This window comes from Clostridium yunnanense (genome assembly GCF_016595795.1).
Lineage (GTDB): Bacteria > Bacillota > Clostridia > Clostridiales > Clostridiaceae > Clostridium_AR > Clostridium_AR yunnanense.
Genome location: NZ_JAENHN010000002.1, coordinates 128,981 through 147,681, shown reverse-complemented (window position 1 = coordinate 147,681; position 18,701 = coordinate 128,981). Strand labels below are relative to the sequence as shown.

Sequence of the window (18,701 nt, the reverse complement as noted above, 5' to 3'; positions counted from 1 at the left end):
TCTTTTTTTTAATATTATAGATTGAATTAATTTAATCTAGAAGGGGTAATATGCTTACTATTGCAACGGTGGGACCTAAAGCCAAAACTCAACAAGATATAAAAAGATTGATTGAGGAAGGGGCAAATGGAATAAGAATCAACTTTTCGCATTGCGATTACGAAAATGTTAAGGATATCATTAGGTACATAAAAGATAATTTTAAAACAATAACTATTATTGGGGATATACAAGGACATAAAATAAGAGTAGGACGATGTTTTAGAGAAGTAAGAAAAACTGCAAAAGGTGAAATAGTATATTTTTGTTCAGAAGATAGATACGAAGAAATACTTAAGACTTGGAGTGGTCGAAAAGAAGTGTTGATTCCTCTAACTATAAAAGAACAAGATTTATTAGAATCTCCAATGAAAACTATATATATGAAAGATGGAAGTATGGAGTATACCGTTATGGTTAAAAAAGATTCAATGCTACAGTGCAGAGCTGTTTATGGTGGTGTGGTTAGAGCGGAAAAGGGATGTAATCTTCCAGGACTCAATAGACAAACTAGGGATATTAGCGACAAGGATTTGAAAGATATTGAATTTTGCATTGAGAATAAAGTTGATACCATACTATATTCATATGTTTACGATGATAAGGATGTAATAAAATTCAAAAGTGCTATAAGTAAAGCGAATATGGAAAAGAGTTATGAACCTAAGTTATGGGCAAAGATTGAAACTGAAAAAGCTATAAACAATATAAAAGCTATCTCAGAAAAGGTAGATGGTGTAGTACTTGGAAGAGGTGACTTGCTTCCAGAAACCAATATATATAAGATGGCACTATACCAACATAATTTTATAAGAGCTATGAAGAACAGTAATAAAGATGTTATAATTGCAACTCATGTACTAGATTCACTAAAAGAAAATTATAAACCAACAGTGAATGAAATGAATGATATATTCTATTGCATAGGTGGAGGAGTAAGTGGGTTCATGCTTACAGGTGAAACCTCAGTAGGGAGAAATCCTGTGAATGCAGTTATAGTCTTGAAAAAAGCAATAGATTTTTATACAAAAATATTCAAAAAAAGTTAAGTAAGTATTCTGCAACTCAGTTTATAGATTGATGGCTTTATAACCTAATTTATATTAATAAAATTAATTATATTTATTTATTAAAATTGCATAGAAGTCTAAATATGATGTAAGAGAAACCAATATGAAGAGTATTAACTCATTTTGGTTTTTTTTATTTTTTAAGAAATTATAATTCAATGAGATCTGTGGATAATTATGCGAACAGACTCAAAAAGCTAGCTTCAGCGACTTTTCTCTTATGTAGGGCAGTAGTATAATATAAGCAATTGAATGATAACTTGCTCTGTAGTTAAAAATAAAATTATAATGAATTATCGAATTCAAGAGTTTCTTTACGTATTTTCAGAAAGGCAAGGATGCAAAAAAAATTATATTGACGGTTTTAGAGTTCCTAGCTCAACTATTAATTTATACATGCCTGAAAATCCCCAGAAGCCGGGATTTTAAAACAAGTATAAATTAAGTTTCGACATAGGAACTCTTTAGAAAGGATAAAAATGAAGGTAAGAACAGGTGAAAAGGCTTTAGTATCATTGGGGATTATGCTTATAGGTTTTATAATTACACTATTTTCAAGCAATAGTTCAATAATTATATTGTTGCAAAATGGTTTTGAAGCAGGACTAGTTGGAGGCTTGGCAGATTGGTTTGCAGTATCAGCACTTTTCCGCCATCCTATGGGAATACCAATCCCACATACAGCTCTTTTACCCAAAAATAGAGAAAGAATAACTACTTCGTTGGTTTCAATAGTTGAAAATGATTTGTTAAATAAAGAAAGTGTAATCAATAGAATTAAAAAAATCAGTTTTACAAAAAAGGTATTAGAGATATGTAGGAATCATGTGTATTCAAGTCAAGTGAAATTAGCAGTAATCGATATCGGTAATAGGATAAAGAATTCTATATCAATAGAGGAAATGGCAATATATTTTAACACCATAATAAGCCAATACATAAATTCCGTAGATACAAAAAAGGTGTTAGAAGAGCTAATTGATGAAGTTTTAATAAACAATTATGATGATAAGATTTTTGATGTTTTAATTGATAATGTGGAAGAAGTAATTAAGAGAGAAGATGTGAAAAAAGAAATTGCAATTACCTCTGTTAATACAGCAAAGAAAATTCCTAAAAAGGGTATGCTTCAATTTACTCTAAACACAGTTACTGGTATTATTGGTGAAGATAAAATTGGTAGTAAGGTTCAAGAGTTCATACTTATAATGTTGAAAGAGTTAAAAGATAAAGATAACCCAAGTAGAATAATGGTGATGAATTCGATTCGTGATAATATTATAAAAATTAGTGAAGATAATAGCGTTATAGAAAAGTTAAATGAATATAAAAAAGATATAAGTAGTAACGATAAAATAAGTGATTTTTCTTTAAAAATACTAGAAAGCTTAGAAGCTCAAATTTCGGATTTTATAAATGATGAAATAATAGTAGAAGAAAAAATATTGCCAGTTTTAGATAAGCTAATTTATGATGTGTCAAAAGAAGATGAACTTGTGGAAAAGATTGATCAATATATACGTTCGCAAATATCACAGTATATCAATGAAAATCATGAGAAGATAGGTGTTCTAGTTAAAGAAAATATAGAAAAACTTGACACCAAAACCCTTATTGATTTGATTGAAGACAAGGTGGGCGGAGATCTACAATGGATAAGAATAAATGGAGCAGTTTGTGGATTTTTAATTGGATTAATATTAGGTGGCATCAAATTGATAGTTAGGTAAATCTGTTGTTAAAGAACTGTGTTAAAATTAATTTCAACAGTATTCTTGAATGTAGGTTAGTATAAAGAATTACAGGATACTACCGATAAAAGATATAATAACATATGATTAGGTAAATATAGTCTGCAATTAAAAATTGAGTTACTAATGAAAGGGGAGCTACAATGACTAATAATTTGCCAATTATTGGAGTTGTATTGAAAGATGGCTATGTAGAAAGTTATGATTATATAACAGCTGTAAAAAATGATTTTCATCATACTTTTATAATGTCTTCAAAAGATAAAAATCAAGTTGATTATGATAGTGCACTGAGGTTTGTAAAGCTAGATGGCGAAGGATTTTATACTTTAGAGGGTGAGCCTGCGCTTGATCCTCACACTGTTGGTAAGAAGCAGATAAGTATATTTGCAGCTCACTGTATAGAAAACGGAGTTGATCCAAGAACAAGAGTGAAGATAAAAGACCACAAGTTGGAAACTTATTATGAAGGTAAGTTCATTGGGGCTTTGAAAGATTTGTTGAAAGATATATAAGGTTATAAAGCTATCCAAAATAAATTTATTTTGGATAGCTTGTTTTTTGGGGGTTAAAGTAGATAGAAATATCCTCTAAATATGAAAAGTCTAATGTATATACAGTAATTCTAATAAAAAAATCAAATATGTTTTACATAGAGTTAACTTAAGCAGCAATAGTATTAATAATCCTGTGATATATTTTAACTAAATGCATACGGTTTTCTATATTAGATTAGTTATTAAACATAAGAGGAGATTAAATAATGATAAATGGATTAGTTGATATTTCAAATTACAGTGAGGTAGTTGAATTGGAAAGTATACTTGATAGTAAAAATATTTCTACAGTTTATCAACCTATCGTTTCACTTTTAGATGCTACAATTATAGGTTATGAAGCTTTGAGTAGGGGACCTATAAGCTCGCCACTACAAAATCCTGATAAACTATTTAAGTCTGCTCAAAATTACAATAAAACCTGGGAATTGGAGCAACTGTGCAGAATAAAGGCTATAGAAAGAGCGACAAACCTCGAAAAGGATAAATATCTTTTTATAAATGTAGATCCTCATATTTTTAAGGATGAAAAGTTTAAAAGAGGGTTTACAAAGGAGTTTCTAGCAGAGCATAATATATCCCCTGATTGCATAGTGTTCGAAATAACCGAGAAGACATGTATAGAAGATTATAAGGGGTTTAGGCAAGCACTTGATAATTATGTTGATCAAGGATATAAAATTGCAATTGACGATACAGGTTCAGGTTATTCAGGTCTCAAGATGTTGAATGAAACAAAGCCTCATTATGTTAAAATCGATATGGATTTAATAAGAGATATAAATAAAGATTCTTTTAAGCAATCTTTATTAGAGTGTTTTGTAAAACTATCAGAGTCCACTAATATGAAACTCATAGCTGAAGGGATAGAAACAGAAGAGGAATTAAAGACTCTAATAAGTTTAGGAGTATATGCAGGGCAAGGATACTTTATTAGTAGACCTGCAGGCGCATTTTTAGATATTCCTGGGTCGGTAAAAGAATTAATTATGAGATTTAATAAATTAAAAGAAAATATGTATAATAATTATACTTCTAATAATATTGGTGAAATTGTAGTAAATGATAGAACCTTTAGTGCTACCACTCAGTGTAAAGAGATTAAAGAGTATTTTGATTTTAACGATATTGCAGGAGCGTGTATTGTAGAAAGTGAAAAACCTGTTGGACTTATAATGAGACATACCTTGGACTCTGCGCTGGCTACCCAATTTGGTGTAGCAGTCTTTACAAAACGACCGATATCTTTAGTGATGGACGAAAATCCACTAATAGTAGATTATCATACACCTGTTAATGAAGTGTCAAGAATGGCTATGTCTAGAAAAACAAAAAATATCTATGATTACATTATTGTAACTAATAATGATAAATATTGCGGAGTTGTTTCTATAAAGAACTTACTTAATTATAATACGATGTTAGAATGCAATTATGCTAGACAACTTAATCCGCTGACAGAGCTTCCTGGTAATATGGTAATTCAAAATACTATAAACAATATTCTTAAGACTGAGCGTACATATTGTATACTTTATTTTGACTTGGATAATTTTAAAGTTTACAACGATACATATGGATTTGAAAATGGAGATAGAATTATCAAATATACAGCTCAACTAATAAGTTCTGAAATAAAGTCGCTTTTTCCTTATAACGGATTTGTGGGACATATAGGAGGAGATGATTTTGTTAGTATATTGGAGAACCCAATTGAAGAATGTAAGAGTTTATGTAGCAAAGTCATAGAACAATTTAATCAAGGTATATTAAATTTTTTTAATGAAAAAGATAGGAACAATAAATATATTGAAGCTGTAGATAGGAAAGGTAATAAAGAAAAACTTCCGATTACATCTCTTTCAATCGCAGGTGTATATGGTGAATTTCATAGCTATTCTAATCCTGAAGATGTTGCGCTGTATGTTGCTGCCATTAAGAAAGAAGCGAAAAAGATTCATGGTAGCTGTTATCTAATAAACGAAGTTGACTGATAATACTGTTTTGAATAAATCGGCTGATAATTATAATGTTTTGTTATAATAACAAAAAAATCACACTTACATAAGTGTGATTTTTTGGTGCCGATGGAGGGATTCGAACCCTCATGGTTTCCCGCTCGATTTTGAGTCGAGTGCGTCTGCCATTCCGCCACATCGGCAAGCAACATGATTATATTATCATAAAAGATAGTAGAATGCAATACTTTTTTTTGTACATGGTTGTAAATACTTAGTTTACTTAGTCGAAAGACACTAATAATCGAAATTTGTGGAAAAATTTTTAGAAATATATTGTTACTGAGGAGGACTTTTGCTAGAATATATGTGGGTAGCAAAATTTATCCCAGTGGGATTGATTTTAACCCGCTGGTGAAACGCCTAGGTCTTTTGTATTGATGCCCAGTTTGAAAAGACCATTAAATGAGGCTTAAATTTTGAAGTAGCTTATTAATTATTTTTTATATGTGGACGAGCTATGGTGTTAAGTATTACTAAGAGTTAATTTAATTTCTGAGTCAAAGAGTTAGATTAATTTTAAAATAATGTCTTAAAATCCATACGTTTATCTAGATACAGGCTACAACAAGCGTTTGAAAATCTTTATTAATATTAAGGAGGAGAAAACAAAATGATGTATTCAAAAGAAGTTGAAGAAATGTGTGTAGTTGCAAAAGGCCCTAATCATGGAGCAGCTCCAATTCCTGTAGAAGGAAGATGGGTACAAGCAAAAGAAGTTACTGATATATCAGCATTAACTCACGGAGTAGGCTGGTGTGCACCTCAACAAGGAGCTTGTAAATTAACTTTAAATGTTAAGGATGGTATAATCCAAGAAGCTTTAGTTGAAACAATAGGATGTTCAGGTATGACTCACTCAGCTGCTATGGCATCTGAAATATTACCTGGAAAGACTATATTAGAAGCATTAAACACAGATTTAGTTTGTGATGCTATAAATACAGCTATGAGAGAATTATTCCTTCAAATAGTTTATGGAAGATCACAAAGTGCTTTCTCAGAAGGCGGACTTCCAATAGGTGCAGGTCTTGAAGACCTAGGAAAAGGACTTAGAAGCCAAGTTGGTACTATGTACGGAACATTAGCTAAGGGTCCAAGATACCTTGAAATGGCTGAAGGTTATGTTACTAATGTAGCTTTAGATGAAGCTGGAGAAATAATCGGATACAAATTTGTTAACCTTGGAAAAATGATGGAAGCTATAGCTAAGGGTAAAGATGCTCAAGAAGCTTTAGAAGGTGCAACAGGACAATACGGAAGATTCGATGAAGCTGCTAAAGTAATTGACCCAAGACATGCATAATTAAGTGGATGAAGGAGGATAAAGAAATGGCATTATTTGAAAGTTATGAAAGAAGAATAGGACAGATAACACCTGTATTAGAAAAGTACGGTATAAAATCATTGGAAGAAGCTAGACAACTTTGTGTTGATTTAGGATTCGATCCATATACAATAGTAAGAGAAACTCAACCAATAGCATTTGAAAACGCTGGATGGGCATATGTATTAGGTGCTGCTATAGCGATCAAATCAAACTGCACAAAAGCTGCTGATGCTTCAAAAGCAATCGGTGAAGGTCTACAAGCATTCTGTATCCCAGGATCAGTTGCTGACGACAGAAAAGTTGGTATAGGACATGGTAACCTAGGATCAATGCTTTTAAGCGAAGAAACTAAATGTTTTGCATTCCTTGCAGGACATGAATCATTCGCTGCTGCAGAAGGTGCTATAAAGATAGCTGAAAAAGCTAACAAAGTAAGAAAAGAACCATTAAGAGTTATACTTAACGGTCTTGGAAAAGATGCAGCTCAAATAATATCAAGAATCAATGGATTCACATATGTTCAAACTAAATTTGACTACTACACTGGTGAATTAGCAATAGTTAAAGAAGTTGCTTACTCAAAGGGACCAAGAGCTAAGGTTAGATGCTACGGAGCAGATGACGTTAGAGAAGGTGTTGCTATAATGCACAAAGAAGGCGTTGACGTATCAATAACTGGTAACTCAACTAACCCTACAAGATTCCAACATCCAGTTGCTGGAACATACAAGAAAGAAATGATTGATCTAGGAAAGAAATACTTCTCAGTTGCATCAGGTGGTGGTACTGGAAGAACTCTTCACCCAGACAACATGGCAGCAGGTCCAGCTTCATACGGTATGACAGATACTATGGGAAGAATGCACTCAGATGCACAATTCGCAGGATCATCATCAGTTCCAGCTCACGTTGAAATGATGGGTCTTATCGGAATGGGTAACAACCCAATGGTTGGAGCAACAGTTGCAGTAGCAGTTGCTATTGAAGAAGCTTTAACTAAGTAATCATTTTAAATGAAATAACGAGACACGTTTTATTAGTAATAAACTAGTAGAACGTGTCTTTTTTTACGTTCGCAGAAATAGGTGGTGTATATGGTAAGAAAATTAAAAATTCAAAGGGAGAATGACAAAACTTTTAAGGATGGATTCGAAGAATTTATTGATAGTTGTAAAGCAAGAAATTTGCGCCCTGCAACTATAAACCATTATCAAGAAAGCTACAAAAGTATAACTAGATTTCTAGATGAACAAATGCTAATAAAAGATATTAAACAAAGTACGGTAGATAACTTTGTAAGAGATTGCAAAGATAAATTGGATATCAGTTCACAAACTTTATTTACTTATACTAGAGATTTGAAGACAATTCTTTATTATTTTATGCGAATGGAGTATATGAAAGAGTTTAAAATCAAGCTACCTCAGGTTGATAAAAAAGCTATAGAAACTTATACGGATGCAGAACTGAAAATATTATTAAAGAAGCCTGATTTGAAGAATTGTAGTTTTGTAACTTATAGAGACTGGACATTAATTAATTTTTTGATGAGTACAGCTCTAAGATTAAATAGTTTTATAAACATTAGAATAAGAGATTTAGACTTTGAAAACGAGGTTGTGTATGTGAATACTACTAAGAATAGAAAGCCTCTTATAGTTCCACTGAATAAAACTATCATAAAGATTTTAAAAGAGTATTTAAAAGTAAGACAATACAAAGATGAAAATGACTACTTGTTTTGTAATGTGTACGGAAATCAGCTAAATAAGAAAACGATAAATGGTAGTTTAATAAGGTATAACAGGGAAAGAGGGGTTACTACTACTGGTATTCATAGATATAGACATAGTGCAGTTAAGAGGCTTGTATTAGCGAATATGAACCCTGTATTTATCCAAAAATTATTAGGACATAGTAGTTTGCTTATTACTCAAAATTATATAAATATTTTAGTGTCAGACTTAAAACAAGAAATGAAGGGTTTTGATATATTAGAGCAATTTAATAATGGGTATATAAAAATATCGAGGGGGAGATAAGAAATGGTCAGCAATATTGAGAATTTAGAAGAAAAACTAAGAACCGGATATTTCTACTACAACAAATTTGGACTCTTTATTAAATCAAAAGTTAAAGAAATAACCACAGAAGATAACAAAATCAACATTGAGTTTGAAGGTGGTCAGGTTGAAACTACCTTGAGTAAAATTGAAATAATTGAAGACAAGACAAATGTGGCTACCAGATTTGAATGGTGCTATAAGGTGAAAAATAGCTTCAATGAGGAAATGGGCTTTATAGGGCATGAACGTTAATGAAAAAATAGGAGGATAACATGGAAATTTTTAATCAAGAAGAATTAGAAAAGCTACAATCAATAGTAAGTATAGAGCTATACAAGATGGTTGATCAGTACGAACATTTTAATAATATGAGTCCCAAAACAGAAAGAATTAATCTCATTCTATGGGAAGTAAATAAACAGCTAAGAATTTTGACTAATATTAAAAACAAGCTAAATAGTTTATAAATTAAGTCAATACAAAATTTCAAAATTATCATGAGATTATACAGTTTATTTATCACGATTGTATACAACCTCAGAAATTATCATCAAAATATACAGAGAAAATTGCTATGGTATACAAATTGATAGTGAATGACATACTTTTTGATAGTGAATTGTATAATCCTGTGATAATTCTATTATAAGATAATGTCGGCTAATTATAAGAGATTGTCGGTTGGTAAAGTTGCTAATATGTATAGAACCAAGTAAAATCAATACTTCCAAGTGTTATGGATTATTCGTATTATTATAAAACAACAGGCTGTACGACATCTTCTTATAATAACTACCGACAATTACTTATAGTTGAGACTATCAAAAAGTATACTATAGAACTTCGCTACTACAAAAAGAGGAATAGCCATCACAGAAAGGGGAGTCATTACTACAAAATGGGGAGTTGTCATCACAAAAAAGGGTAAAATTTAGTTCTTATAAGTTGTATAATCCTGTGATAATGAACGATACTGTATAAAATGATGATAAAAGTAATGAGATTTTCTCCTAAATGTAGTAGTGGTAATGTAAAAGTCCCCTTTTTGTGATAGCGATATAAATACTATCTAAAAGTAGTTCATAGAAAATAATAGCTTGTCTTGTTTTTGGGGTTATTTTATATTGATATACTTATCTGATATTCCAGCCAGATCATATACTGTATGTGCATGTAACTTTAAACATTCGTTGATCAAGTCATCTAAGTTGATTACATCTATAGATATTGTTGCAATTTTACTCTTTTTAAGTTTTGTGCAATAATCCAAGCAGTTTTTATTTGCGCCTTTAAGAGTTACTATAATTCCTTTGGATATATTGTCTGCAACCATTGCACCACAAAGTTTTTGGGCATGGGGTCTGCCAACCTTTGTTTCGTCTTTAAGATGTTTACACTCCAAATAAACTACTTCGCCTCTCTTTTTTAAGATTACGTCTTTTCCGCCATCATTAGTATATGATGTTACTTCGTAGCTATAATTGCCAGTTAGCGATAATAGTTTGGCGGTAAAAAACTCAAAATCACGTGGATGCATATGGTATACAGCATTTTTTATAGTTGTTAAGTCGCTATCATAAAGATTTCTAGGTGTTATATAAGATGTATCATTATTGGTGATAATGAAATAAATAATAAGTAGTAGAATAAATAATACAATTAAAAATATAAATTTGATCATTTTATGCTCCTGCAAAATAAGAGGTATATATAAATTGTATTAATATATTTTACAAATATTACCAATAACGATAACATATGATTATTACCAATTTTGTTTATAGGAGGATGTAAAGTGATGAAGATAAGGATAATAGATTTTAGAGATGACAATAAGGTCTTAATTGAAACCGAAAATGCTGAATTAATACCAGCCATGTTGACAGAGGGTACACAAATACAAATAACACAAGAAAAAGAATATTTATACTGCAAGTATCTTTATAATGTCTTGAAAGTAATAGAAAATGAGATTGATATATATGTAGAAATTGATGATACAACTCCGAGAACTTAGTATAAAAAATAGTTTATAGAATAGAGAAGACTAGGCGCTTTGCCTAGTCTTCTTCTTTTAATAGAGTGTTTAAATCAACATTCAATGCTATGCATAACTTACCTAACACTTCTAAACTAACACTAACCGTTTGATTATTTTGTATTTTGTGAAGAGTTGGGTAAGTAATTCCTGTTTCCTTAGCTAGCCAATATAAACTTTTATCTCTTTCACTTAATAGTTTTTCAATTTGAAATTTCAGCATGGTTTAAATTACCTCCGAGATTACTAATATTATTATACAGCATATATATAAATATAAAAATATATAAATCCTAAAATATATATGCTTGACAATATATATAGTGGAGAATATAATAAATGTATAAGGTAAATAAAAACAAAAAAGGGAGAGATAATTGAAATGAGTAAAAAACAAGCAAACCCAAAAATGCAAATGGTGGCAAGGATGTTGAGGTTCGTTAACAAAGCAGAAGAAGTTTTCATAGAAAGCTGTATTTTTGGACAAAGTCACAATCAAATGATAAAATACCCATTTATGGATTTTGGAAGTGCAACAAATATGTTCTCTGTAAATAGTACCGAAGAAGAAGAATTTGGAGATTATGTGGTAGATTTGAAGTATGTAACTGAAATTGTTGATTGGAATGAAAGTGGAGATCAGTTTAGTTTTAGATTAGTATTAGGTGGAGATAATTACATTTCAATCAATAACGAATGGTAGAAGAAATTAAATTATATAGGTAGTTTACCTAATAAGATTAAATATTAAAAAACGAAAGATAAAATGTTAAATTGAAATGCAGTAAGCAATAAATAAAAATTGGGGGCAACAATTATGAAGAAGAATGTATTTCCTCGCGAAATATGGTTAGCAGATTTAAAAGATAATGAAAATGCTAATGGGATGCTTCTTAAAGATATACATCCTATCCTTATTTTAAACGATTTTAAAACTTTATCTAAACAAGATTTAATACAAATAGTACCCATTACTTCTAACACAGAAAGATTTTTACGAAGCCACTTAAAGTTAGAAGGCTATGGTTTGGATTTAAATAGTAAAGCATTATTTGAACAAACAACTACAATTCATCGAGATCAGCTTTTACAAAGGCTTGGCAAAGTAGATGATCCTGAAACTAACAAAAAAATAGACAATATGATTAGGAAAACTATTCTTGTTAACTCCGAAAGCAAACTTAACTTAGATAACGTGGTTTCTACATTTAACAAGCAGCTAGAAGAGAAAGCCGAACTAGAAAAATTAAATATCATAGTAACAAAAATTAGAGAAAGTTATTTCGCTAAAGAATACGAAGTAATGGAAGAGTTAACAGATAAACTTATAGGGAAAGTGAACAAAGCTTCTCTTGAAAGGACTGTAAAGAACAATTTAATGTGGACAGCATTTTATTTTCTTGCTGTAAGCAATTATGATGTTAAAAACATTGATTTAAGTATTGAATACATTGAAAAAAGCTTAAAATATATTAATTCCGTAGACGATAAGCATCATTTTGCTATGTCAATGTGGTACCTTGGCAACTGTTTCGCTGAGATTGACAGAGAAGATGAAGCGGCTGATATATTCAAGCAATTAAGTAAATATTATAAAGCTAATAACATGCTTAAAGAAAGATTTGTATGTGTATTTAACATAACTTTCTGCAACAGAAATTTTAATATGATGAATAAGATTATTAAAATGATTGAAGATCACAAGAGCAATACATGGTTTACTGAAATAGATAAAGAATATGTGATTAAAGATTTAAAAAGTGAGGTCAAAAGGCTTAGAGATAAGCTTAATATAAATTAGCATTTAAAGAGAAGTGAGGTGACAACATGAAGAACTCAAAGAAAAAAATATTAATATTATCATTATTAACTGTCTTAGCGGTTGGTACAATTATCACAGTCCAAGGAGGTGGGGGTCCTATACCTACAGGGGCATTTTTTATGACAAGATAACCCCAATACATAGGTACAAACTAGGCTTGATGTCTAGTCCTGTACCAAAAAAATAAACAAATAGGAGAGATATTATGGGGAAAGTAATACAGTTTAAACAAGCTACAAAACGCTTAGATAAGGCTAATTTAATAGATGAATATATTAACTTAGAATTTAAGATAGAACAGCTTGCAGAAGATATAGAGCTAAGTGAAAGTTACAACGAATTCTATAAACATTATAAAACAGAAGAAGAATATAACAGGTGCAATGAGGATATAGAAGATAAAAAGGATTTATTGGATTTGATGAAGATAAGATACGAATTTTTAAAAGAAATTATCTGAGTAGTATACTCAAAAAGTAGTCGTATAGATAAAAAAGGGATTTTATGTGAACTGCTAAAAACATAACCCAACACAAAATAAAAAGAGTGGCATTATAATTTTACCACTCTCACACCTTTGGTAAGGTGTATGTTAGATACACCTATATTATAAAGTAATTACCATTTATAGTAAAGACAAGTAGTAAAAAATACAAGAAAACTAAAAAAGACTAGCAATACGTTAAAATACGTAGCTAATCCAATGTAATTCCAATATTTAGTTAAATACAACCTAAAATAAACCAATATGAGAATTGATTAACAGTGAATTCTGTGATACGATTAAATATGCGGGAAGAAAGCCTAAACAAGCCCTCGATTTGTCATACCTAAAATTAACTTTTAGATGAGTGGCTTTTCTTTCTTGCACAATTTTTAAGTTTTTCTATGGTTCTTTGACAACTTGATATTCAAATTATAACCAATTGCAGTTATTTTATACACATCAAGCATAAGTGTTTTTTAAAATAACTCTATATAACAATACTATTATATAGAGTATTTATGTATTTATTATAACACAAGTGCAGTGCATGTCAACAATTTCAACAAAAATTTATGACCAAAAGGGAGGATTGAGAATTTATATGAACTTAGAGAAAAAAACTTATAAAAATTACAAAGAATTATGTGTAGCGATGGAATGGCAAGTAGCAAGTGGAAATACTAAAATAGCGCAATTGAAAGATTTGGAAAGATTTTGTACATATCATAAGCAAGGAAATAAATTTGTTATAGATGAAGTGCTTGAGTGTCCGCTTACTAAACAAGAGAATAAAAGACACAACATATATGGAGAAGATTTAGATAAACTTATTTTACACATGTGTGTAGCAAGTGATGCTGATGAATATAAACACATAGAACTCAGTAAAAATGCTTTGTTGACATCATTGTGTTTAGTTAATAGCAATTATAGAGTTGGTAGAAATAATATTAATAAGTTTAGTCAATACATGCAGATACCAGTCGAGACGCTTTTTGATTTCTATAATAGTAGTAGCAAGAAATTAGTTGATATTTTAGAAGGTGGACTTAGTAGATTAAAGAGTAAGTGCTTAATTGATTGGTACCACATAACTACAATTTGTATAAACAATTCTTATAGAAGAGCCAAAGATCATGAACTAGAGTTGATAAAACAAACTGAACATGAAGTGTTGCAAGAATTAGGATTTGAAAGTAAACGGGAAGTATTCCTAAAAGGCAAATGGAATGAATTTCAAAATACTGTAAATAAATTGTTATTTAAAGCAAAAGGGATAGATTACTATTTTACTAGCTATAGAATCATAACAACAAAAACATTTAGAAATATGATAGAAGAAGAGAAACAGCTATATATAAATGAGGAGAATAAAGAAATTGCGGAATTAAACCTAAATAGTAATTTTAAAGAAAGTTGCATTAATACAGCTGAGAAGACACATGTAAAATACGTGAAATTACATAAAGAAAAAGAGGAAGAGATTAATAAAAAGTGGTTGATTGGCAAAAGAAAAAAAGAAGAAATATTCAAATATGATTCAGAGTGGAACAGATACTCGGATAAGTATGTCGTTGATGTTGGGAGGATAGTTGATATAGTTGTAGATACAATGGAGAAAGATTTTAGATTACATGAAGCTCTTGAGAAAGTAGAAAAAACTGAAAAGTATACATACATATATGATTCAAGTGAGTTTTATAGAGAAATGCACGACGGTGGGTATGATAAGTGTATTTTTGGTAGCAACGATGATGCCATACCATTTTAAAAAGTTGTACATTAAATCCCTATATAATAAACAACCTTATCATACTACTTTTTTAACGTACAACTTTTCGTATATTGAATTAAATTTACATAATTGTCAAATAGAAAGTTCATACTGGATGGATTAGGCTTTTGCGACCTCAAGGAGCAAAAACTAATTCAGACATGGTGTTAGGGAGTGGGTTTCTCCCTGACGCCAAACAATCACATAGTGTTGAATGAGTTAATAATGCAGTGATAGTCACCCCTATCTCACGCTGAAGCGTTCGTTCCCCTCAAGGGGATATATTAAATATTAAAATTGGAGGATTGATGAATTTATGATGAATAGCAATAAACAAGTAAAAATGAATTGTATTAGATTAAATTTGGTTAGAACTAAAGAGGAAAAAGGATACGGTAATTTAAGGAACAGTATAGAGCAAAGAAAGTATAGTTTTAGAAAAGGGTTATCTAATTATGTTAAGAAAGAATTAAAAGTAGATAATTGGACAGAAGATTGTGGAGAATTATTTAAAAAGATAATTACTAATAGCAAAAGATATATACAAATAGAAAAAGAATTGAAACAAGTAAAGAAAAAAATCCATGAACTATATGTGGTTAATAAAAATTTAAACAGGAGTGTTAAGAGTAAAGATATTAAAACTAAAGATATAATTGCTATAGGAGATAACAACCTTGTAAGAACACTTAAACTTGATTTAGGTTCTTTTACTGACAAATTAATAACTGTTAAATGTGGAGATATGGATAATATAGTTATAGATAAAATAATAAAAGATGGACTCACAATACGAACTACTAATGATGATGTTGTAATTAATGTAAAGTATAAGTTCTTTACAGCAGGAGCAGGGCAAACAAGAAATAAAAAATTTATGATGATAAAAGCTGATGAAGATTTATCTGAAGTAATGTTAACTTTGATGTGTGGACTTACTATAGAAGAAATTAATGAAAAGGGTGGAATGAACATAAGTAAGTTTCTTGCTTATTTATCTCTTAATAATAGTGCTTCTAAAGTTTGGCAATGGTTTGACATAGATAAATGCATTGTTGTTGATGATTTTGAAACATTGGTTTCTGCTAATGTAGATTATATTGATAGAAAAGTAAATATTGAAGAATACAAAGATAAAGCTAATAAAAATAGAACTAAACCAGTTGCTACATGGAATATTATTAAAGATAAAAAAATGAATGTTCCTGTTCCGCACTTCGATGGATTAGGTATAATGCTTCCTTCTTTATGCAGTAAGAATAGGCAAATAAGATTACCTTGGCTGAAGGGGTTGGTTACCCCGTTTGATTATGTTTCTTGGATTGAAGAACATAAATATAGCTCAATAGTTAAGGATATATATGAAAAAGAATATGATGTAATAAAAGACGATATACAAATTATATTTACCAAGAGTCAGTTTAAGTTGTGGAAGTTTTATAATTCTTGGGAGGATTATAAAAACAAGTTTAAGACATATAATTGTACTGCTAATATTTGTATGGAAGATGAAGATATATTTGAAGATATGTGTATTAACTATCAAATGCTCCAGCAACTTGTTAATATGAAGGACGAACATATAGACATACTTACTAAGGATTTTAAAAGGTTAATTGATAGAGTACATACAGATAGAAATAGCCAATTAGAATTCTTAGGTGCAACAAATAAAAAAAGAAACTACTTTCAAGAAGCTCTAAGATTGTATCCTGAAATGTTAAAGAGTGCTTATGTAAAAAAACAAATAGAAAATACTATTACAAAAGCAAAAAAAGATGCAGCTAGCGGTAGAATTAAAATTAAGGGTAGTAGAAGAATGTTTATATTATCTGATCCTACGGCTTTTTGTGACTGGCTGTTCGGAGGAATAGAAGTTCCTGAAGGTTACTTAAAAGATGGAGAAGTATACTGCAATTTATTTGAAAAAAGTGAAGAATTAGATGTGTTAAGAAGTCCGAGTCTATCATTTGAACATGCTGTAAGGACAAATATAAGGGCAACCAAAGAGTGTAAATGGTTTATTACTAATGGTATATATACAAGCACTAAGGATGTTATAAGCAAGATTTTGGCGTTCGATGTTGATGGTGATGAAGCATTAGTGTTAGGTAAAGATTCGCATTGGATAATAGATTTAGCAAAAGAAATGATAGAAGAACATAAAATTAGACCAATTTACTTTGAAATGAGTAAAGCTGAAGCAAAAGAAATCACTAACAGCAATATATCTGAAAGTCTATTATTTGTCTATAAAAAAGCTAATATAGGCAAAGTAAGTAATGTTCTGACTAGAATTTGGAATAAAGAAAATCCTATGAAAGAGTACAATCTAATGCAAAAACTATGTGCTCACAACAATGATGTAATTGATTCTGCTAAAACTTTAGATATACCAAAGTTACCTAGTGATGTTAAAGAATCTATTACAATTGGAAAGTACCCTTATTTCTTTCAATATGCAAAAGAAAAGAAAGAATTACAATGCTTACCCGCTAGTAATAGTACAATGGATAGAATTTGTAGAGAAATAGAGAGTATAGGAAATAAAAAATTTGATTATTCTAAGAGTTTTGGTGCATTTAAAGTTAAGATATTAATGTTCGATCAAAATAATTTTGAAGTTGATAAAAATATTATAGAAAAATACTTAGAACTGGAAGAAAGAACTAGAAAAGAAATCAATGATTATTCACGCACAATGGATTCAGAAGATGATGAAGATATGAAAAAAACTGATTTTAAATCTGATTTCTATAGTAATGCTAGAGCTGAATTTGAGCAATGGTCTAATGAAAATAATTTAGAGTTATTAAAAGTTATAGACCATATTATTAAATACACATATAAAACAAATGCCTTAAAAATGAAGTTTCTGTGGAATGTTTTCGGACAAGAAATTATCAACAATATCAATATTAATGTTAGGAAACCTTTAGATAAAGGTCACATAATGTGTGTTGATTGCGGAACTAGAGTAAAAAAAGAAAGTAATAATCAGATCAGATGTAAAAAGTGTGCAAGCAAAAAGAGTCATAAAAAATCAAAAGGGGATTCTGAAAAAGCCTCGTAAACGGCATGAATGCTAGGTTTAAAGGTTGCTAGTGAGAAAAAATATATTTTTCAAAATGGCTATAAGTGGCATGATTACTAGTGTTAGACCATATTTGCAAATTCCTAGAATGGAAAGAGAGAGATCTCGTAATAAATCAGTAAGATATGAACTTACAGTTGGTTGTTTGGCAGTTAGCAACTATAAATAAGTAACTGCTTATATATAATATTTTTGATTATTCTTGAATATAATTAACCCAATTATATAATACAGTGCAATATATGATTTGTCAAATAAAAATTTAAAATAAAAACGTTTGGAAAATTCCAAGCGTCAAATAAAAATTATATGGTTATGCTTTATCCGAAAAGCGTGGAGGATATTATGGTTAATAAGACAAATTTAAAAGAATTACAGGAAAAAATGAACAGGTATTACGGGTTTGATTTTATTCAAGAAACTTATACTTTTGAAGTGAAGGATCAAGGAGAAGAAATATTGGTGCTTTGCAAAGATGGAGATACCAAAGAGTTGGTTTGGGATTTAAATGTTCCAATGGCTGAAGATATAGACACATTAATGAAGAGTTTAATTGGTCAATTTTATGAGGATTACATAAATTACTATAACAGAATCATAAGAAGCTGGGCTGGGTATTCAGCTCGAAAGGTAAAATAGATTAATACATGGATTA

At 30.1% G+C, this 18,701-nt stretch carries 20 protein-coding genes and 1 tRNA gene; 18 read left to right on the top strand and 3 right to left on the bottom strand.

Features of this window, described 5'->3' with window-relative positions; genetic code table 11:
- Positions 1-50: 50 nt before the first annotated feature.
- From JHL18_RS00755 to JHL18_RS00740, 4 genes are all read left to right on the top strand, one after another.
- On the top strand, positions 51-1,088 hold the full coding sequence (locus tag JHL18_RS00755) for a pyruvate kinase (protein WP_200265725.1): 1,038 nt from the start codon (positions 51-53) through the stop codon (positions 1,086-1,088).
- Positions 1,089-1,588: 500 nt separating this feature from the next.
- Positions 1,589-2,839, top strand: a complete 1,251-nt coding sequence (locus JHL18_RS00750) for a DUF445 domain-containing protein (protein ID WP_200265724.1) — start codon at positions 1,589-1,591, stop codon at positions 2,837-2,839.
- A gap of 164 nt (positions 2,840-3,003) precedes the next feature.
- Positions 3,004-3,375 carry a hypothetical protein gene (locus JHL18_RS00745; protein ID WP_200265723.1) on the top strand — a complete coding sequence of 124 codons (372 nt, stop codon included), beginning with the start codon at positions 3,004-3,006 and terminating at the stop codon, positions 3,373-3,375.
- 248 nt (positions 3,376-3,623) lie between these two features.
- The gene (locus JHL18_RS00740) at positions 3,624-5,411 is read left to right on the top strand and encodes a GGDEF domain-containing protein (RefSeq protein WP_200265722.1); all 1,788 of its coding nucleotides are present in this window, start codon (positions 3,624-3,626) and stop codon (positions 5,409-5,411) included.
- A gap of 85 nt (positions 5,412-5,496) precedes the next feature.
- Here JHL18_RS00740 and JHL18_RS00735 read toward each other — a convergent pair.
- Positions 5,497-5,578: transfer RNA gene (locus tag JHL18_RS00735), tRNA-Leu, on the bottom strand.
- 470 nt (positions 5,579-6,048) lie between these two features.
- On the opposite strand from JHL18_RS00735, the gene JHL18_RS00730 reads away from it, so the two are divergent.
- From JHL18_RS00730 to JHL18_RS00710, 5 genes are all read left to right on the top strand, one after another.
- A complete protein-coding gene (locus JHL18_RS00730) occupies positions 6,049-6,741 on the top strand; it encodes an iron-sulfur cluster assembly scaffold protein (RefSeq protein WP_200265721.1) in 693 nt (230 codons plus the stop codon).
- 26 nt (positions 6,742-6,767) lie between these two features.
- On the top strand, positions 6,768-7,769 hold the full coding sequence (locus JHL18_RS00725; protein ID WP_200265720.1) for a GGGtGRT protein: 1,002 nt from the start codon (positions 6,768-6,770) through the stop codon (positions 7,767-7,769).
- Positions 7,770-7,859: 90 nt separating this feature from the next.
- Positions 7,860-8,807, top strand: a complete 948-nt coding sequence (locus JHL18_RS00720; protein ID WP_200265719.1) for a tyrosine-type recombinase/integrase — start codon at positions 7,860-7,862, stop codon at positions 8,805-8,807.
- A gap of 3 nt (positions 8,808-8,810) precedes the next feature.
- On the top strand, positions 8,811-9,083 hold the full coding sequence (locus tag JHL18_RS00715; RefSeq protein ID WP_200265718.1) for a hypothetical protein: 273 nt from the start codon (positions 8,811-8,813) through the stop codon (positions 9,081-9,083).
- A gap of 20 nt (positions 9,084-9,103) precedes the next feature.
- Positions 9,104-9,298 carry a hypothetical protein gene (locus JHL18_RS00710; RefSeq protein ID WP_200265717.1) on the top strand — a complete coding sequence of 65 codons (195 nt, stop codon included), beginning with the start codon at positions 9,104-9,106 and terminating at the stop codon, positions 9,296-9,298.
- Positions 9,299-9,945: 647 nt separating this feature from the next.
- On the opposite strand, the gene JHL18_RS00705 is transcribed toward JHL18_RS00710, so the two are convergent.
- Entirely contained in the window at positions 9,946-10,512 is a 567-nt protein-coding gene (locus tag JHL18_RS00705; RefSeq protein WP_200265716.1) for a restriction endonuclease, read from the bottom strand.
- A 117-nt stretch (positions 10,513-10,629) separates the two neighbouring features.
- Here JHL18_RS00705 and JHL18_RS00700 point away from each other — a divergent pair, with 117 nt between their 5' ends.
- Positions 10,630-10,848 (top strand): hypothetical protein, encoded by a 219-nt coding sequence (locus JHL18_RS00700; RefSeq protein WP_200265715.1) that lies wholly within the window; start codon positions 10,630-10,632, stop codon positions 10,846-10,848.
- A 43-nt stretch (positions 10,849-10,891) separates the two neighbouring features.
- Here the strand turns inward: JHL18_RS00700 and JHL18_RS00695 are convergent, their stop codons facing one another.
- Positions 10,892-11,092 carry a helix-turn-helix domain-containing protein gene (locus JHL18_RS00695; RefSeq protein WP_200265714.1) on the bottom strand — a complete coding sequence of 67 codons (201 nt, stop codon included), beginning with the start codon at positions 11,090-11,092 and terminating at the stop codon, positions 10,892-10,894.
- A 159-nt stretch (positions 11,093-11,251) separates the two neighbouring features.
- On the opposite strand from JHL18_RS00695, the gene JHL18_RS00690 reads away from it, so the two are divergent.
- From JHL18_RS00690 to JHL18_RS00665, 8 genes are all read left to right on the top strand, one after another.
- Positions 11,252-11,572 carry a hypothetical protein gene (locus JHL18_RS00690; protein ID WP_200265713.1) on the top strand — a complete coding sequence of 107 codons (321 nt, stop codon included), beginning with the start codon at positions 11,252-11,254 and terminating at the stop codon, positions 11,570-11,572.
- A 114-nt stretch (positions 11,573-11,686) separates the two neighbouring features.
- A complete protein-coding gene (locus JHL18_RS00685; RefSeq protein ID WP_200265712.1) occupies positions 11,687-12,670 on the top strand; it encodes a type II toxin-antitoxin system PemK/MazF family toxin in 984 nt (327 codons plus the stop codon).
- 26 nt (positions 12,671-12,696) lie between these two features.
- The gene (locus tag JHL18_RS26150) at positions 12,697-12,822 is read left to right on the top strand and encodes a hypothetical protein (RefSeq protein WP_274600915.1); all 126 of its coding nucleotides are present in this window, start codon (positions 12,697-12,699) and stop codon (positions 12,820-12,822) included.
- A 74-nt stretch (positions 12,823-12,896) separates the two neighbouring features.
- Positions 12,897-13,151 (top strand): hypothetical protein, encoded by a 255-nt coding sequence (locus tag JHL18_RS00680; RefSeq protein ID WP_200265711.1) that lies wholly within the window; start codon positions 12,897-12,899, stop codon positions 13,149-13,151.
- A 628-nt stretch (positions 13,152-13,779) separates the two neighbouring features.
- Positions 13,780-14,949, top strand: coding sequence for a hypothetical protein (locus JHL18_RS00675; RefSeq protein ID WP_200265710.1), 1,170 nt, complete (start codon positions 13,780-13,782; stop codon positions 14,947-14,949).
- A gap of 319 nt (positions 14,950-15,268) precedes the next feature.
- Positions 15,269-18,025 (top strand): hypothetical protein, encoded by a 2,757-nt coding sequence (locus JHL18_RS00670; protein ID WP_200265709.1) that lies wholly within the window; start codon positions 15,269-15,271, stop codon positions 18,023-18,025.
- A gap of 55 nt (positions 18,026-18,080) precedes the next feature.
- Entirely contained in the window at positions 18,081-18,215 is a 135-nt protein-coding gene (locus JHL18_RS26145; protein ID WP_274600914.1) for a hypothetical protein, read from the top strand.
- A gap of 176 nt (positions 18,216-18,391) precedes the next feature.
- Positions 18,392-18,685, top strand: coding sequence for a hypothetical protein (locus tag JHL18_RS00665; RefSeq protein ID WP_200265708.1), 294 nt, complete (start codon positions 18,392-18,394; stop codon positions 18,683-18,685).
- Positions 18,686-18,701: the final 16 nt, after the last annotated feature.

Coding starts and splice junctions, on each gene's coding strand:
- JHL18_RS00755 (WP_200265725.1), top strand. CDS start 51: ATGCTTACTATTGCAACGGTGGGACCTAAAGCCAAAACTCAACAAGAT.
- JHL18_RS00750 (WP_200265724.1), top strand. CDS start 1,589: ATGAAGGTAAGAACAGGTGAAAAGGCTTTAGTATCATTGGGGATTATG.
- JHL18_RS00745 (WP_200265723.1), top strand. CDS start 3,004: ATGACTAATAATTTGCCAATTATTGGAGTTGTATTGAAAGATGGCTAT.
- JHL18_RS00740 (WP_200265722.1), top strand. CDS start 3,624: ATGATAAATGGATTAGTTGATATTTCAAATTACAGTGAGGTAGTTGAA.
- JHL18_RS00730 (WP_200265721.1), top strand. CDS start 6,049: ATGATGTATTCAAAAGAAGTTGAAGAAATGTGTGTAGTTGCAAAAGGC.
- JHL18_RS00725 (WP_200265720.1), top strand. CDS start 6,768: ATGGCATTATTTGAAAGTTATGAAAGAAGAATAGGACAGATAACACCT.
- JHL18_RS00720 (WP_200265719.1), top strand. CDS start 7,860: ATGGTAAGAAAATTAAAAATTCAAAGGGAGAATGACAAAACTTTTAAG.
- JHL18_RS00715 (WP_200265718.1), top strand. CDS start 8,811: ATGGTCAGCAATATTGAGAATTTAGAAGAAAAACTAAGAACCGGATAT.
- JHL18_RS00710 (WP_200265717.1), top strand. CDS start 9,104: ATGGAAATTTTTAATCAAGAAGAATTAGAAAAGCTACAATCAATAGTA.
- JHL18_RS00705 (WP_200265716.1), bottom strand. CDS start 10,512: ATGATCAAATTTATATTTTTAATTGTATTATTTATTCTACTACTTATT.
- JHL18_RS00700 (WP_200265715.1), top strand. CDS start 10,630: ATGAAGATAAGGATAATAGATTTTAGAGATGACAATAAGGTCTTAATT.
- JHL18_RS00695 (WP_200265714.1), bottom strand. CDS start 11,092: ATGCTGAAATTTCAAATTGAAAAACTATTAAGTGAAAGAGATAAAAGT.
- JHL18_RS00690 (WP_200265713.1), top strand. CDS start 11,252: ATGAGTAAAAAACAAGCAAACCCAAAAATGCAAATGGTGGCAAGGATG.
- JHL18_RS00685 (WP_200265712.1), top strand. CDS start 11,687: ATGAAGAAGAATGTATTTCCTCGCGAAATATGGTTAGCAGATTTAAAA.
- JHL18_RS26150 (WP_274600915.1), top strand. CDS start 12,697: ATGAAGAACTCAAAGAAAAAAATATTAATATTATCATTATTAACTGTC.
- JHL18_RS00680 (WP_200265711.1), top strand. CDS start 12,897: ATGGGGAAAGTAATACAGTTTAAACAAGCTACAAAACGCTTAGATAAG.
- JHL18_RS00675 (WP_200265710.1), top strand. CDS start 13,780: ATGAACTTAGAGAAAAAAACTTATAAAAATTACAAAGAATTATGTGTA.
- JHL18_RS00670 (WP_200265709.1), top strand. CDS start 15,269: ATGATGAATAGCAATAAACAAGTAAAAATGAATTGTATTAGATTAAAT.
- JHL18_RS26145 (WP_274600914.1), top strand. CDS start 18,081: ATGGCTATAAGTGGCATGATTACTAGTGTTAGACCATATTTGCAAATT.
- JHL18_RS00665 (WP_200265708.1), top strand. CDS start 18,392: ATGGTTAATAAGACAAATTTAAAAGAATTACAGGAAAAAATGAACAGG.